Annotated in this window: 14 protein-coding genes; 8 read left to right on the forward strand and 6 right to left on the reverse strand. The window is 64.6% G+C overall.

Annotated elements, in window-relative coordinates; translation table 11 throughout:
• Positions 1 to 1,521, forward strand: coding sequence for a hypothetical protein (locus ABD729_RS13280; RefSeq protein ID WP_344711053.1), 1,521 nt, complete (start codon positions 1 to 3; stop codon positions 1,519 to 1,521).
• A gap of 27 nt (positions 1,522 to 1,548) precedes the next feature.
• Here the strand turns inward: ABD729_RS13280 and ABD729_RS13285 are convergent, their stop codons facing one another.
• Both ABD729_RS13285 and ABD729_RS13290 read right to left on the reverse strand, forming a co-directional pair.
• Positions 1,549 to 2,592 carry a bifunctional transcriptional activator/DNA repair enzyme AdaA gene (locus ABD729_RS13285; protein WP_344711056.1) on the reverse strand — a complete coding sequence of 348 codons (1,044 nt, stop codon included), beginning with the start codon at positions 2,590 to 2,592 and terminating at the stop codon, positions 1,549 to 1,551.
• Positions 2,589 to 3,050, reverse strand: a complete 462-nt coding sequence (locus ABD729_RS13290; protein WP_344711059.1) for a DUF1203 domain-containing protein — start codon at positions 3,048 to 3,050, stop codon at positions 2,589 to 2,591. Before ABD729_RS13290 ends, ABD729_RS13285 begins: the two co-directional genes overlap by 4 nt.
• Before the next feature lie 99 nt (positions 3,051 to 3,149).
• On the opposite strand from ABD729_RS13290, the gene ABD729_RS13295 reads away from it, so the two are divergent.
• The 7 genes from ABD729_RS13295 to ABD729_RS13325 all read left to right on the forward strand — a co-directional run bounded on the left by ABD729_RS13295 (position 3,150) and on the right by ABD729_RS13325 (position 10,359).
• Entirely contained in the window at positions 3,150 to 3,611 is a 462-nt protein-coding gene (locus ABD729_RS13295) for a GNAT family N-acetyltransferase (RefSeq protein WP_344711062.1), read from the forward strand.
• 234 nt (positions 3,612 to 3,845) lie between these two features.
• Positions 3,846 to 4,400: a F0F1 ATP synthase subunit delta gene (locus ABD729_RS13300; RefSeq protein WP_344711065.1), complete on the forward strand. Its 555-nt coding sequence runs from the start codon at positions 3,846 to 3,848 to the stop codon at positions 4,398 to 4,400.
• A gap of 2 nt (positions 4,401 to 4,402) precedes the next feature.
• Positions 4,403 to 5,932, forward strand: coding sequence for a F0F1 ATP synthase subunit alpha (atpA, locus tag ABD729_RS13305; protein ID WP_344711068.1), 1,530 nt, complete (start codon positions 4,403 to 4,405; stop codon positions 5,930 to 5,932).
• A gap of 43 nt (positions 5,933 to 5,975) precedes the next feature.
• Positions 5,976 to 6,863, forward strand: coding sequence for a F0F1 ATP synthase subunit gamma (locus ABD729_RS13310; RefSeq protein WP_344711071.1), 888 nt, complete (start codon positions 5,976 to 5,978; stop codon positions 6,861 to 6,863).
• A 28-nt stretch (positions 6,864 to 6,891) separates the two neighbouring features.
• Positions 6,892 to 8,370, forward strand: a complete 1,479-nt coding sequence (atpD, locus tag ABD729_RS13315) for a F0F1 ATP synthase subunit beta (protein ID WP_344711074.1) — start codon at positions 6,892 to 6,894, stop codon at positions 8,368 to 8,370.
• Between the two features lie 113 nt (positions 8,371 to 8,483).
• Entirely contained in the window at positions 8,484 to 8,744 is a 261-nt protein-coding gene (locus ABD729_RS13320; protein ID WP_344711077.1) for an ATP synthase F1 subunit epsilon, read from the forward strand.
• Between the two features lie 127 nt (positions 8,745 to 8,871).
• Complete coding sequence (locus tag ABD729_RS13325) at positions 8,872 to 10,359, forward strand: TadA family conjugal transfer-associated ATPase (RefSeq protein ID WP_344711080.1); 1,488 nt, start codon at positions 8,872 to 8,874, stop codon at positions 10,357 to 10,359.
• Positions 10,360 to 10,440: 81 nt separating this feature from the next.
• Here the strand turns inward: ABD729_RS13325 and ABD729_RS13330 are convergent, their stop codons facing one another.
• The 4 genes from ABD729_RS13330 to recA all read right to left on the reverse strand — a co-directional run bounded on the left by ABD729_RS13330 (position 10,441) and on the right by recA (position 14,466).
• Positions 10,441 to 10,875: a hypothetical protein gene (locus tag ABD729_RS13330; protein ID WP_344711083.1), complete on the reverse strand. Its 435-nt coding sequence runs from the start codon at positions 10,873 to 10,875 to the stop codon at positions 10,441 to 10,443.
• A gap of 83 nt (positions 10,876 to 10,958) precedes the next feature.
• Positions 10,959 to 12,383 carry an NAD-dependent succinate-semialdehyde dehydrogenase gene (locus ABD729_RS13335; RefSeq protein WP_344711086.1) on the reverse strand — a complete coding sequence of 475 codons (1,425 nt, stop codon included), beginning with the start codon at positions 12,381 to 12,383 and terminating at the stop codon, positions 10,959 to 10,961.
• Positions 12,384 to 12,409: 26 nt separating this feature from the next.
• Positions 12,410 to 13,189, reverse strand: coding sequence for an SIMPL domain-containing protein (locus tag ABD729_RS13340; RefSeq protein WP_344711089.1), 780 nt, complete (start codon positions 13,187 to 13,189; stop codon positions 12,410 to 12,412).
• A 203-nt stretch (positions 13,190 to 13,392) separates the two neighbouring features.
• Complete coding sequence (recA, locus tag ABD729_RS13345) at positions 13,393 to 14,466, reverse strand: recombinase RecA (RefSeq protein WP_344711092.1); 1,074 nt, start codon at positions 14,464 to 14,466, stop codon at positions 13,393 to 13,395.
• Between the last annotated feature and the right edge of the window lie 116 nt (positions 14,467 to 14,582).

The raw sequence follows: 14,582 nt of genomic DNA on the forward strand, positions 1-14,582 counted from the left end.
ATGTTGGGCGGCGTCGTTGCCGCGGCGCTGTGGCTCGGGACGACGCCCGCGACGGCCGAATGGCGGGTCTACGAGGCGCGGCATTTCCAGATTTATTCGGAGAGCGGCGAAGCCAAGGCCTCAGAACTTGCGGCGCGGCTCGAGCGCTATGACAAGCTCATGCGGATGGCGACCGGCATCCCGGACGACAATCCGGCCAAGGTCCGCGTGTTCGAAGTCGCTTCGACCGATGACATCGAAAGGGCGCTGGGCGTTACCGATTCAGGAATTGCCGGTTTCTATTCGAGCAACAGCTTCGGCCCGTTCCTGCTGACCCCCCGCCGTATCGAATATGGCGGCGATCGCTATTTCACCCCACTGCTCGTCCTGCAGCACGAATATGCCCACCATTTCATGCTGCAATATTTCCCGGCGACCTATCCCAGCTGGTATGTCGAGGGCTTCGCCGAACTGATCGGCTCCTCGGCCATGGAGAAGGATGGGCGCATCCTTTACGGCGCCCCGGCCAAGCAGCGCGGCAACGAACTGACCACCTACTGGATTCCCCTGCAGGAATTGCTGGTCAAGGACGAGGTCAAGGATTTCGACAATTACGGGCAGGGCTGGGCGATCACCCAGTATCTGACCATGGACCCGGCGCGCGCCAAGCAGCTGCGCACCTATCTGGCGCTGCTGAATGCCGGCAAATCGAACAAGGACGCGGCGACGCAGGCCTTTGGCGACCTGGCCAGACTGAACGCCGACATCCGCGGCCACGTCCAGAGCGGAAGCTGGACGGTCCGACCGGTCAAGCCCGAGATCGCCCTTCCCGTCCTGACCGGATCTCGTGCCCTTCGGCCGGCCGAGGTCGCTCTCCTTCCCGAGATGGTGGCGTTCGACGACGACCCTCTTTCCGCGATCAAGGACAATGGCGAGCGGGAAAAGCAGGCCAAGCGGCGGCGGGCGCTGCTCGCAAGGATCAAGGACAAGGCGGCGACCTTCCCCAATGATCCCCATGCACTCGCCCTCCTCGCCGAGGCGGCAGCGGTGATCGACGACAAGGCCGAGGTCGACCGGGTGACCCGGCAAGCGCTGGCGATCGACCCCGGCAACGTCAAGGCGCTGGTGCGGCGCTCGCTATTCCTCTCGGATCAGGCGAAGGGCCTTGCCGGGCCCGCGCGAACCGCAAAGGCGGCCGAGGCCCGGGCACTGGCGGTCCAGGCCAATCGGGCCGACCCCGACGACGCGCTGCCCTTGTTCGCCTTTTACCAGAGCTTCAACCTGGTCGGGCAACCGCCGAGCCCGGCCGCAATCACCGGGCTTGAATCCGCCGTCGCTACCCTGCCCGATATTGACGAGATGCGGCTGGTCCTGGTCGAGGAATATGCGCGCGCCAAGCGCTGGCGCGCTGCGATGACGGCACTGGCGCCGCTTGCCAATTCGCCCCACGACAGCCCGCAGAGAAAGAGCGCGCGGGAGCGCATGGCTCAGCTGGTAGCTGCCGCCGGCGGTGGCGCATCCGCACGCTCCCCAGCCACGTAGGCCGGACGAGTCTGCAAGGCCGGTCGGTCAGGTCGAAAGCGGAAGCGCACCCTGGCTCTGGCTGGCTTCGGCGTTGAGCAAGGCTTTCTTTCGCTCCAGTCCGCCAGCATAACCGCCGAGCGCGCCATCATTGCGGACCACCCGGTGGCACGGCACGATGATCGCGATCGGGTTCGCTCCGTTCGCGGTCCCCACCGCCCGCGTCGCCTTGGGATCGCCGATCGCTCGCGCGATATCGAGGTAGGAGCGGGTCTCACCGGGCGGAATGCGCCGAAGTTCGGCCCAGACCCGCTGCTGGAAGGCGGTGCCTGACATGTCGGTCGGGAGCGACGCCGCAAGCCGCGGATCCTCGATCGCCCGCAAGGCGGCCTCGATCAGCGGTGCTTTCGCATCCTCCACCAGTTCAGCTGACGGGTAGCGCCGCCCAAGCGTATCGGGATCTTCATCGAAGCTGACCCGGCACAGCCCGCGATCGGTTGCAGCGATCAGCAGCGGACCAAACGGGCTATCCACCTTTGCCCAACGTATGATCATCCCCTCCCCGCCTTTCCGTTTGGTCGCGGGCGCCATCCCAAGCGCCTTCGCATCTTCGTAGAAACGGCTTGGGCCGCTATAGCCTGCCTCGTAGATCGCCTCGGTTACGCTCGCTCCCTCGCTCAGGCACTGGTCCGCGGCGCTCAGCCTGCGGGCGCGCTGCCAAGCAGACGGCGAGACGCCGACCTCTCTGGTGAACAGCCGCTGGAAATGATGTGGCGCATAGCCGACGGCCGACGCCAACGCTTCGAGGCGGATCGATTGTTCGGCCTGCTCCAACAGAGACAATGCCCGCGCGACCGCCTGCTTGTCCCGCGCGGCTTCATCGGGCTTGCAGCGCAGGCAGGAGCGATATCCCGCCTGTGCCGCTTCCTGGCCCGAGGGAAAGAAACGCACATGCTCGCGCCGCGGCCGCCGTGCAGGGCAGGACGGACGGCAGTAGATTCGGGTGGTCGAGACGGCGACGACGAAGCGCTCGTCGGCCGAGCGGTCGCGACGCTCGAAGGCGGACCAGGCCTCTTGCTCGCTGATCATCATGTCCGCTCCACCGCCGCGGCAAAACAGCCGCGGGTCGCATTGTGTGCATGAATGTAGTGCACCGCGGGTTTGTCGAACAGCCGCCGGATCGCCTCGTCCGCCTCCCCGGGCCCCGCTACCAGGGCATCGAGCATCATGTCTGCGGCATCGAACGCCCGCAATGAGAGTAAGCGGCGGTCGAGCGCAGGCGGGACTTCGTCCTCGTACCGTCCCTGCCGCGCGGCCTCACTGACAAAGATGGCGTGAGTCGCGGCATAAGGCCCCTGCTCCACACTGGCATGGTTGAGCAGGAGAACCGTTTCACCCGGCTCGGCATCATCAAGGCTGATGCGGCAGGGAAAGCCCGGCCATTCGGTCACCTCAATCCGCATGATCGAGCGTAGCGCAAGCTCGTCGTCCGGGAGTTGGAACAGTGGTGCGAAGCGGCTGGGGTCGAGTCCAGTGGTGCGGTAGGTCATGCCCCTTTACTAGCTTTTGACTTACGGCGGTGCGTCCCGCTTCTTGCGGTCAAACCTTCACCTCGCCGCTTTCGTATATCCCGAATAGGACAAGCCCCCGTGAGCATCACCATCCATCAGGGCGAGCTGTCTCAGCCCGACGTGCAGAAGCTGCTCGCCCTTCACGTCGCGGCGATGCACGCCCATTCCCCGCCCGAAGCTTGCCATGTTCTTCCCGGATCGGCCTTCGCCCACCCCTCGATCACTTTCTTCACCGCCCGGGAGGATGCGCGCCTGCTCGGCATCGGAGCGCTGAAGGCGCTTGGCCCCGAAGGCGGCGAGATCAAGTCGATGCGGACCGCCCCCACCGCTCTCAAGCGGGGCGTCGGCCAGGCGCTCCTGGAGGCGATCATCGCGGAAGCCCGCAACCGCGGCTATCCCGCGCTCTGGCTCGAAACCGGCACCGGAGAGGATTTCGCGGCCGCCACTGCGCTTTACGACCGGAATGGCTTCAGCGCGTGCGGATCGTTCGGCGATTACCCGGACAGCCCGTTCACCTGCTTCCTCAGGCTCCCCCTCTGACCAGAGGCGAATCGGTCCCAGCCCTTCCGTGAGCCGAGAAACACCGACGCTGCTTTGCCCGGCAGGCGAAGGCGAAAAGAGCGGGGTTCAAGTGACCGCGTCGCAAGTCCGACGCTAGGCTGTTCTTGCATCGCTTCGGACCCCCTGCTAGTGGCGCGCCAACTCGGCAGGGGCGAGCGCTCGAAAGATCGCAATTCGCCTCGCTTTGCATATCTTTGACGGAGCTTTGGGCGCGTGGAGACTTCCGGCGGCATTCGGGCCAGCTTAGCGGGACGCTACGCGTCTGCGCTGTTCGACCTTGCCCGTGACGAACGCCAGATCGACACGGTTTCACAGAGCCTTGATCGGCTGAAGACGGCGCTCGCCGAATCGGCAGAGCTGAAAAGCCTGGTCGCCAGCCCGCTGGTGTCGCGCGACGCGGCCGGCAAGGCGCTTGCGGCGGTCGCTCCGACCCTCAGCCTCGACCCGCTCAGCAACCGTTTTCTTGGCGTCCTCGCCAAGAACGGACGCCTGCGTCAGCTGTCCGACGTCATTCGCATCTTCGGTCACCTGGCCGCCGAGCATCGCGGCGAGACCACTGCCGAGGTGATCAGCGCCCGCCCGCTCGACGACGACCAGGTCGCGGCGCTCAAGGCCCAGCTCGGCGCGCGCGTCGGGCGTGACATCCGGATCGATGCCCGTGTCGATCCCTCCATCCTCGGCGGCATCGTCGTCCGGCTCGGAAGCCAGATGATCGACGCCTCCATCCGCACCAAACTCAATACTCTAGCTACGGCTATGAAAGGCTGAACATGGACATCCGCGCCGCTGAAATCTCCCGCGTCATCCGCGACCAGATCGCGAATTTCGACGCCGACGCGCAGGTCTCCGAAGTCGGCCAGGTGCTGTCGGTCGGCGACGGCATCGCCCGCATCCACGGCCTCGACAATGTCCAGGCCGGCGAGATGGTCGAATTCGAGAACGGCACCAAGGGCATGGCCCTGAACCTCGAAGCCGATAACGTCGGCGTCGTGATCTTCGGGTCGGACTCCAATATCTCGGAAGGCTCGACCGCCAAGCGCACCGGCACCATCGTCGACGTTCCCGTCGGCAAGGGCCTGCTTGGCCGCGTAGTCGACGCGCTCGGCAACCCGATCGACGGCAAGGGCCCGATCGTGGCCGAGAAGCGCAGCCGCGTCGAAGTGAAGGCGCCGGGCATCATCCCGCGCAAGTCGGTGCACGAGCCGATGCAGACCGGTCTGAAGGCGCTCGACGCCCTCGTCCCCGTCGGCCGCGGCCAGCGCGAGCTGATCATCGGCGATCGCCAGACCGGCAAGACCGCCGTCGCGCTCGACACCTTCATCAACCAGAAGGCAGCACACCAGGGCGATAACGAGAACGAGAAGCTGTACTGCATCTACGTTGCGGTCGGGCAGAAGCGCTCCACCGTCGCGCAGATCGTCCGCGCCCTCGAAGAGAATGGCGCGATGGAATATTCCATCGTCGTCGCCGCCACCGCTTCGGAGCCGGCCCCGCTGCAGTTCCTCGCGCCCTACACCGGGTGCGCGATGGGCGAATATTTCCGCGATAACGGCATGCACGCCGTGATCGTGTATGACGATCTGTCCAAGCAGGCCGTCGCCTATCGCCAGATGTCTCTCCTGCTGCGCCGTCCGCCGGGCCGCGAAGCCTATCCGGGCGACGTCTTCTATCTCCACTCTCGTCTGCTCGAGCGCGCCGCCAAGATGAACGATGCCAATGGCAACGGCTCGCTGACCGCGCTTCCGGTCATTGAAACCCAGGCGGGCGACGTCTCGGCCTACATTCCAACCAACGTGATCTCGATCACCGACGGCCAGATCTTCCTCGAGACCGACCTGTTCTACCAGGGCATCCGTCCGGCCATCAACGTCGGCCTCTCGGTCAGCCGCGTCGGCTCGGCCGCGCAGACCAAGGCGATGAAGAAGGTCGCCGGCTCGATCAAGCTCGAGCTCGCCCAGTATCGCGAGATGGCGGCCTTCGCGCAGTTCGGTTCAGACCTCGATGCCTCGACCCAGAAGCTGCTGGCCCGCGGCGCGCGCCTGACCGAGCTCCTGAAGCAGGGCCAGTTCCAGCCGATGCCGATCGAGGAGCAGGTTGTGTCGATCTTCGCCGGCACCCAGGGCTTCATCGACGCGGTGCCGACGAATGACGTGACCCGCTACGAGGCGGCGCTCTTGAGCTACATGCGCTCGGACAAGCCGGAGATCCTGGCCAAGATCCGCGACACCAAGGCGCTCGACGACGAAACCGCCGCCTCGCTCAAGACCGCGCTCGGCGAATTCGGCAAGCAGTTCGCCTGAAGCTTAGTCCCCTCCCCTTTGCGGGAGGGGAGAAGGAACCAAGATGGCATCGCTTAAAGCCCTCAAGATCCGCATCGGCTCGGTCAAGTCGACGCAGAAGATCACCAAGGCGATGAAGATGGTCGCCGCGGCGAAGCTGCGCCGTGCGCAGTCGAACGCCGAGCAGGGCCGCCCTTATTCGCAGCGCCTCTCGGACGTGGTCGCAAGCCTCGCCAGCCGCATCACCGTTGGCCCGCAGTCGCCCAAGCTGATTGCCGGAACCGGTGCCGACCAGCGCCACTTGATCGTGGTCGCCTCGTCCGATCGCGGGCTTGCCGGTGCGTTCAATACCAACATCGTCCGTGCCGTCCGCCGGCAGGCCGAGGAACTGGTAGCGCAGGGCAAGGACGTCAGCTTCTACGTCGTCGGCCGCAAGAGCCGCCCGGTGCTGACCCGCTTCTTTGGCGCGAACAGGATCGTCGGTCAGTATGACACGAGCGAGATGAAGAACCCGACCTACGCCGATGCGCAGGCCGTCGCCGCAGAGGTGATGCGCCGCTTCGAGACGGGCGAGTTCGACGTGGCGCACCTGGCGTATTCGAATTTCCGTTCGGTCCTCGCCCAGGAACCGACGGTCGAGCAGATCATCCCGGTCAAGCCGCGCGCTGCCAACGACGTTGGCGTTCCGGCAGCATCGGCCGCGGTCGAATATGAGCCGGACGAGGAAGATATCCTCGCCGCGCTGTTGCCGCGCAACGTCGCGATCCAGATCTACCGCGCGATGCTGGAAAACCAGGCCGGCTTCTACGGCAGCCAGATGACCGCGATGGACAATGCGACCCGCAATGCCGGCGACATGATCAATCGCCTCTCGATCCAGTACAACCGCCAGCGCCAGGCTGCGATCACGACCGAGCTGGTCGAGATCATCTCCGGCGCCGAAGCGCTCTAACGAACACGACAAGGCAAGGAAGACAGCCATGGCCACCGCCGCCGACACCCTCAACGCCCCGCAGGGCACCTCCTCGAACCTCACCGGCCGCGTTGCCCAGGTGATCGGCGCCGTTGTCGACGTTGCGTTCGACGGCGAACTGCCGGCCATCCTCTCGGCCCTTGAGACCGACAACAACGGCAACCGCCTGGTTCTCGAAGTCGCGCAGCACCTTGGTGAGAACATCGTTCGTACCATTGCCATGGACGCGACCGAAGGACTGACCCGTGGCCAGTCGGTTCGCGCCACCGGCTCGCAGATCCGCGTTCCGGTCGGTCCCAAGACCCTTGGCCGCATCATGAACGTGATCGGTGAGCCGATCGACGAGCGCGGCCCAATCGGTAGCGACATGTCGGCCCCGATCCACGCTGACGCCCCGCTGTTCGTCGACCAGTCGACCGACGCCGCCATTCTGGTCACCGGGATCAAGGTCATCGATCTCCTCGCCCCTTACGCGAAGGGCGGCAAGATCGGCCTGTTCGGCGGCGCCGGCGTCGGCAAGACCGTGCTCATTCAGGAACTGATCAACAACATCGCCAAGGGCCACGGCGGCGTCAGCGTCTTCGCCGGCGTCGGCGAGCGTACCCGCGAGGGTAACGATCTGTATCACGAGTTCCTCGAAGCCGGCGTCATTGCCAGCGACGCGGATGGCAACCCGACCAGCGAAGGGTCGAAGGTCGCCCTCGTGTTCGGCCAGATGAACGAGCCGCCGGGAGCGCGCGCCCGCGTCGCCCTGTCGGGTCTGACGCAGGCCGAATATTTCCGCGACGTCGAAGGCCAGGACGTGCTGTTCTTCGTCGACAACATCTTCCGCTTTACCCAGGCGGGTTCGGAAGTGTCGGCGCTGCTCGGCCGTATTCCTTCGGCCGTGGGCTATCAGCCGACCCTGTCGACCGACATGGGCCAGCTGCAAGAGCGCATCACCTCGACCAACAAGGGCTCGATCACCTCGGTGCAGGCGATCTACGTTCCCGCCGACGATCTTACCGATCCGGCCCCGGCCGCCTCGTTCGCCCACTTGGACGCCACCACTACCCTGTCGCGCGCGATCTCGGAGCTGGGCATCTACCCAGCGGTCGATCCGCTCGATTCGGTCAGCCGCGTGCTGACCCCCGCGGTCGTCGGCCAGGAGCATTACGAGACTGCCCGCGCGGTCCAGGAAGTGCTTCAGAAGTACAAGAGCCTGCAGGACATCATTGCCATTCTCGGCATGGACGAGCTGTCGGAAGAGGATAAGCTCACCGTCAGCCGCGCGCGCAAGATCCAGCGCTTCCTCAGCCAGCCGTTCCACGTCGCCGAAGTCTTCACCGGTATCCCGGGCAAGTTCGTCCAGGTCGAAGACACCGTGCGCTCGTTCAAGGCGGTCGTGAACGGTGAATACGACCACCTGCCGGAATCGGCCTTTTACATGGTCGGCGGCATCGACGAAGCCGTCGCCAAGGCCGAGAAGATGGCAGCCGACGCCTAAGCTTCGGCGGCTACGGGCTGCGGAAGGGTGAGGGCCTGTCCGCAGACTGAACATAACGATCAGGCCCTCCCCCAGCCCCTCCCCCACACGGGAGGGGAGCAGGCAAGGCAGAGATGGCAGACCTTCACTTCACCCTCGTCACCCCCGAGCGCCAGCTGATGAGCGACGACGTCTACATGGTCGTCGTCCCCGGCACCGAGGGTGAGTTCGGCGTGATGGCCGGCCACGCGCCCTTCATGACCACGCTGCGCGATGGCGATCTGGCGGTCTACCGTTCGGCCAACAGCACCCCGGAGCGCATCCGTGTGTCGGGCGGCTTTGCCGAAGTCGGCGATGCGGGCCTCACCATCCTCGCCGAGAGCGCCGAAGCCTGATTTTTTCCACCAAAGCCTGTCCAATCCGGCGCTTAGGTTAAGCGTCACAAACCCCGATTAGCTTTTTGGCAAAGTTTGCGTGTCATCAACCACGCTGACTTTGCGTTAGAAGACGGGACAGGACGGGATGAGCGCATTCGGCAAGCGTGGCGGCGGACGCCCGAGCTTCGGCGTCGCTCGCCCAATGAAGGGTGGCGCTGGGGGTGCCTCGGGCGGCGGTGAGCAATTCCCGCCGATTGAAGAAGACGTCGTCGTAACCGCGTCGGCACCGGTCGAACCCGGCGGCGCGATGGACCGCCTCAACAGCCGAATGAACGGCAGTGCCGACGCCGGTTCGTCCAAGCAGGAAGGCTTCGAGGCCTCCGTACACCGCATCAAGGAGCAGGTCCTCCCTCGCCTTCTCGAACGCGTCGATCCGGAAGCGGCCGCGACGCTGAGCAAGGAAGAGCTGGCGGAGGAATTCCGTCCGATCATCTCGGAAGTGCTCGCCGAGCTCAAGATCAACCTAAACCGGCGCGAGCAGTTCGCGCTGGAGAAGGTGCTGGTCGACGAACTGCTCGGGCTCGGTCCGCTCGAGGAGCTGCTCGCCGATCCGGCGGTCAGCGACATCATGGTCAATGGGCCCGACCAGACCTTCATTGAAAAGAAGGGCAAGCTACAGCTCGCTCAGATCCAGTTCCGCGACGAGGAGCATCTGTTCCAGATCGCCCAGCGGATCGTGAACAAGGTCGGCCGCCGTGTCGACCAGACCACGCCGCTGGCCGACGCCCGCCTTCAGGACGGCAGTCGCGTCAACGTCATCATCCCGCCCTTGAGCCTCAAGGGCACCGCCATCTCGATCCGTAAGTTCTCGGAAAAGCCGATCACGCTCGACATGATGCGTGGCTTCGGTTCGATGAGCGAGAAGATGGCGACCTGCCTCAAGATCGCGGGCGCGGCGCGGATGAACATCGTCATTTCGGGCGGTACCGGCTCGGGCAAGACGACGATGCTGAACGCGCTGTCGAAGATGATCGACCCGGGTGAACGCGTCATCACCATCGAGGACGCGGCCGAACTTCGCCTGCAGCAGCCGCACTGGCTGCCGCTTGAAACCCGCCCGCCCAACCTAGAGGGCCAGGGCGCGATCACCATTCGCGACCTCGTCATCAATGCCCTGCGTATGCGTCCTGACCGGATCATCCTCGGCGAAATTCGCGGCCAGGAGTGTTTCGACCTTCTGGCGGCCATGAACACGGGTCACGACGGCTCGATGGCGACGCTCCACTCCAACAGTCCGCGCGAATGCCTGGCGCGTATGGAGAACATGGTGATGATGGGCGACATCAAGATTCCGAAGGAAGCGATCAGCCGCCAGATCGCGGATTCGGTCGATCTCATCGTGCAGGTGAAGCGCCTCCGCGATGGTTCACGCCGCACCACCAACATCACCGAGGTGATCGGCATGGAGGGCGAGGTCATCGTCACCCAGGAGCTGTTCAAGTTCGAATATCTGGACGAGACGGCGGACGGGAAGATCATCGGCGAATATCGCTCGATGGGCCTGCGCCCCTACACGCTCGACAAGGCCAAGCAATATGGCTTCGACCAGCCGTATCTCGAGGCCTGCCTCTGAGCGCGCTCAAGGCACATCGAAGTGCCGGATAACGACGCGCGTTTCAGGAACGGCGCATACTGACTTCGTCTTGGCGGACCCTTACTTCTGGGCGCGTGGAGGAGTGAGCATGCTTTCGTGCTCCAGAATGATCCGCAGAACGCCACGCTCGCGCTTGAGCACGGCGGTATAGGCCATCGCCGCCGTCCGTTGGCCGACGGTCCAGTTGAAGCCGCCGGCCACCAGGCAATGATCCTGACCAAGCTGTTCGAAGCTCAAGTCAGTCCATTCGAATTTGTCCGGCTTCTGCCATTCGGGACCGGCATATCGCTTGCCGATCGCTTCGAAACTCTCGCGGGTCTTCGGACCGAAGCCTAACGAATAGGCCCCATTGCCGCTGTAGCGCGAAGCGATTGCCCCGCGGTCACCTTTGGCAAGATCCGCTGCATAGGAGGCCATGAAGGCTGGACCGCTTTTCGAGCATTCGAGAGAAACCGCTTGCGCCGCGACAGCAGCCGCCAAAATGAGAAGCCCCATCCGAAATCTCCCGTCAGTCCTTCGACGGTATCAGCAGCGGCCGGATTGGCAATTGCCGCGTTTCCAGGCTGGCGGACGAAGCTTTATTCCACCCTGCCACCGTTGCCGGCATTTTGCGGCTTCAACAGCACCGTCTTCACATTGACGAATTCGCGGATGCCATAGCCTGCGCATTCGCGGCCATAGCCAGAATGCTTGACCCCGCCGAACGGCATGCGCGGGTCGGAGCGGACGTTTTCGTTGACGAAGCTCATTCCGGCGTCGAGCTCGTCGCGGGCAATGCGGCGGCCGCGGCCCATGTCGCCGGTCAGCACGCCCGACCCCAGCCCAAATTCGCTGTCGTTGGCGATCCGGATGGCGTCGGCCTCATCCTCGGCAACGATGATCGCAGCGACTGGACCGAACACTTCCTCGTCATGCGCCGGTTGCCCGGAAGCGACATCGGTGAGCACCGTGGCAGGGTACCAAGCGCCAGGCCGGTCGGGCTTCTTCCCGCCGAGCAACAGCTTGGCGCCATTGGCGATGCTCTTCTCGACCTGTTCGTGGATGTCATCGCGCGCATCGGCGCTCTGCATCGGCCCGAGCTTCGTATTCTCGTCGCCGGGATCGCCCATGACATAGCCCTGCATGGCTTCGACCAAGGCCCGTTCGAAGCGCTCCTTCAGCGATTGCACCACGATGAAGCGCTTGCCCGCAATGCAGCTCTGCCCGCCGTTCACCATGCGCGCCGCCGCCGCTACCTTGGCCGCTGCTGCTGGATCGGCATCGTCAAGCACCAGATAGGCGTCCGAACCACCAAGCTCGAGAACGCATTTCTTGAGCACGCCGCCCGCTGCTGCGGCGACGCTCTTTCCCGCGGCGACGCTGCCGGTCAGCGTGACGGCAGCGATATGCTTGTCCTCGATCAGCCTGGCAATCTGCTTTCCCGGCAAGAGCAGCGTGCGGAATAAGTCCTTCGGAACGCCCGCATCGTGGAGCAACTGCTCGATCGCGAGCGCGCAACCCGGCACGTTGCTGGCATGCTTCAACAGCGCGCCGTTTCCCGCCATCAGTGCTGGGGCCGCGAAGCGGATGACCTGCCAAAATGGAAAATTCCACGGCATGACCGCAAGCACGATGCCAAGCGGATTGAAGGTGACGAACGCCTCCCCTGCCCCGTCGAGGTCGACCGGCTCATCGGCGAGGATGCGCTCGGCGTTCGCGGCGAACCAGTCGCAATGAAAGGCGCATTTCTCGATCTCGGCGCGTCCGTCGGTGACGGTCTTCCCCATCTCCTCCGTCATCAGCGCCGCATAATCCCCAGCCCGGGCGCGAAGAAGCTCGGCGGTCTTCCGCAGTACCGCCGCGCGATCCCCGAAACTGGTCCGGCGCCACTGTTGCTGCGCGGCTTGTGCCCGCGCCGCTGCCGCGAAAGCCTGATCGAGCGTATGCGCCTGGTAAGCCTTGCCCTTCGCGCCCGTTGCAGGATTGGTCACATGCACGGTTCCGGCGCCTTCGTGATCAGCCATGATTACTTCCTTGGGAAAGCGGCGCCCTAGCGCTCCATCCGGTAGATGAGGTTCAGGACAACGCCGGTTTCGAGCTGGCCGGGTGCGACCAGCGAGTCCGCGCTGGGCGGCGGAGGCGGCGGCGGAGGTGGCGGCGCGATCGCCATGTTCGCTTCAACCCGCCTGCCGGACACGACGACGTCGGTGCCGCGATAGCTTCGCCCTTCCTCTACCGAAAGCAGGGTTACACGCGAGAAGCCGCGGTTGCGCGCGAACTCCATCGCTTCCGCGTCGCCGCGCTGAAGTGCGCGGACGCGCGCTTCGCCCCGCAACACCGACGGGTCGCTGATCGAGAAGTTGGGTCCGTAGACGCTGTCAGCGCCGGCTGCAGTCAGGGTGTCGAGCAAGCCCGTCAGCTTGGCGATGTCGCGGGTCTTGAGCTGGATGTTGTTGCTGGCAAGGTAGCCGCGGAACACCTGCCGCCCGCTTCGCGTGCCCGGGTCCTGGACATAATCATATTCGGGCTGGAGCCGGATGCCCTGCGTCTGGATATCGCGTTCGCGCAAGCCCGCGCGGCGGATCGCGGCAAGCAGCTTCTCGGTCTTGTCCTTGTTCGCCGCGGTTGCGGCGACCGCGGTGGAAGCCCGTGCCTGCGTGCCGACCTGGATCGAGGCTTCGTCAGGCGGCGTGCGAAGGCTTTCGGCGATCTCCAGCTTGACCAGCGGGGTGGTCGCCATCTCAGCGATAGTGGCTTCAGGAGCGACCTGGGCCGCGGCCGGCGCCGCAAGGAAGGCGCCCGCAAGGGCCACAGTCAGTAACGGTCGCATCGATCACCCCTCGGCTTGGTTCCAATTCCGCAACGGCAGGACGTGCCGAGGGTTCCCGCCGCTGCCGCCGTCCCGCCACTGGGCGGGACCCCATGCGAAAAGGGGCCGGCAAGCCCCCTTGAAGCTTGCCGACCCTTTCATCGTTACTTTTCAATGACTAATTCGCTCGCGCCTTGCGCAAAGACTCCGGCCAGACCAGCGCATCAGACGTCGTCGTCGGGACCTGCACCGACCATCAGCGCGTCGCCGATCTGATCCTTGCCGCGGCGGATGGCGGCTTCGAGCTTGGCCATCAATTCGGGGTTTTCCTTGAGATAGGTCTTCGAATTCTCACGGCCCTGGCCGATGCGGACAGAGTCGTAGCTGAACCAGGCGCCCGACTTTTCGACGATGCCCGCCTTGACCCCGAGGTCGAGGATCTCACCCACCTTGCTGACGCCTTCGCCATACATGATGTCGAATTCGACCTGCTTGAACGGCGGCGCCACCTTGTTCTTGACGACCTTCACGCGGGTGGCGTTGCCAACGATTTCGTCGCGATCCTTGATCTGACCGGTGCGGCGGATGTCGAGCCGGACCGAAGCGTAGAACTTGAGCGCATTGCCGCCGGTCGTTGTCTCCGGATTGCCGTACATGACGCCGATCTTCATGCGCAGCTGGTTGATAAAGATCACCATGCAGCGCGAGCGGCTGATCGAGCCGGTCAGCTTGCGCAGCGACTGACTCATCAGTCGGGCCTGGAGGCCGACGTGGCTGTCGCCCATCTCGCCCTCGATCTCGGCCCGGGGGACCAGGGCGGCGACAGAATCGACCACCAGCACGTCGATCGCGTTGGAGCGGACCAGGGTATCGACGATCTCCAGCGCCTGTTCGCCGGTGTCTGGCTGCGAGACGATCAGTTCGTCGATGTCGACACCGAGCTTCTTAGCGTAGACCGGGTCGAGCGCATGTTCGGCATCGACGAAGGCCGCGGTGCCACCATTCTTCTGCGCTTCGGCGATGGTGTGCAGCGCGAGTGTCGTCTTGCCCGAACTTTCCGGGCCGTAAATCTCGATCACGCGGCCGCGCGGCAGGCCGCCGACGCCAAGCGCGATGTCGAGCCCGAGGCTGCCGGTGGAGATGGTCTCCACCTCCATCTGCTGGCGCGAGCCGAGCTTCATCGCCGAACCCTTGCCGAAGGCGCGATCGATCTGCGCCAATGCGGCGTCGAGCGCCTTCTGCCTGTCAACGCTCATTGCATCCCCGCCCATTCCAACGACCTTAAGCTGCGTTGCCATGCGCTCGTCCCTTCGTCCACATCTGAGGCCGAATGCCCCGTTACGAACTGCATGTACACTCTTCGTTCCATGAGAACAAGAGGAGAACATGCGTGAAATAGGATCGAGCGTGGCAA

This window comes from Sphingomonas humi (assembly GCF_039536725.1).
In the GTDB taxonomy this organism is placed as follows: domain Bacteria; phylum Pseudomonadota; class Alphaproteobacteria; order Sphingomonadales; family Sphingomonadaceae; genus Sphingomicrobium; species Sphingomicrobium humi.

Coding starts and splice junctions, on each gene's coding strand:
- ABD729_RS13280 (WP_344711053.1), top strand. CDS start 1: ATGTTGGGCGGCGTCGTTGCCGCGGCGCTGTGGCTCGGGACGACGCCC.
- ABD729_RS13285 (WP_344711056.1), bottom strand. CDS start 2,592: ATGATGATCAGCGAGCAAGAGGCCTGGTCCGCCTTCGAGCGTCGCGAC.
- ABD729_RS13290 (WP_344711059.1), bottom strand. CDS start 3,050: ATGACCTACCGCACCACTGGACTCGACCCCAGCCGCTTCGCACCACTG.
- atpA (WP_344711068.1), top strand. CDS start 4,403: ATGGACATCCGCGCCGCTGAAATCTCCCGCGTCATCCGCGACCAGATC.
- ABD729_RS13310 (WP_344711071.1), top strand. CDS start 5,976: ATGGCATCGCTTAAAGCCCTCAAGATCCGCATCGGCTCGGTCAAGTCG.
- atpD (WP_344711074.1), top strand. CDS start 6,892: ATGGCCACCGCCGCCGACACCCTCAACGCCCCGCAGGGCACCTCCTCG.
- ABD729_RS13320 (WP_344711077.1), top strand. CDS start 8,484: ATGGCAGACCTTCACTTCACCCTCGTCACCCCCGAGCGCCAGCTGATG.
- ABD729_RS13325 (WP_344711080.1), top strand. CDS start 8,872: ATGAGCGCATTCGGCAAGCGTGGCGGCGGACGCCCGAGCTTCGGCGTC.
- ABD729_RS13330 (WP_344711083.1), bottom strand. CDS start 10,875: ATGGGGCTTCTCATTTTGGCGGCTGCTGTCGCGGCGCAAGCGGTTTCT.
- ABD729_RS13335 (WP_344711086.1), bottom strand. CDS start 12,383: ATGGCTGATCACGAAGGCGCCGGAACCGTGCATGTGACCAATCCTGCA.
- ABD729_RS13340 (WP_344711089.1), bottom strand. CDS start 13,189: ATGCGACCGTTACTGACTGTGGCCCTTGCGGGCGCCTTCCTTGCGGCG.
- recA (WP_344711092.1), bottom strand. CDS start 14,466: ATGGCAACGCAGCTTAAGGTCGTTGGAATGGGCGGGGATGCAATGAGC.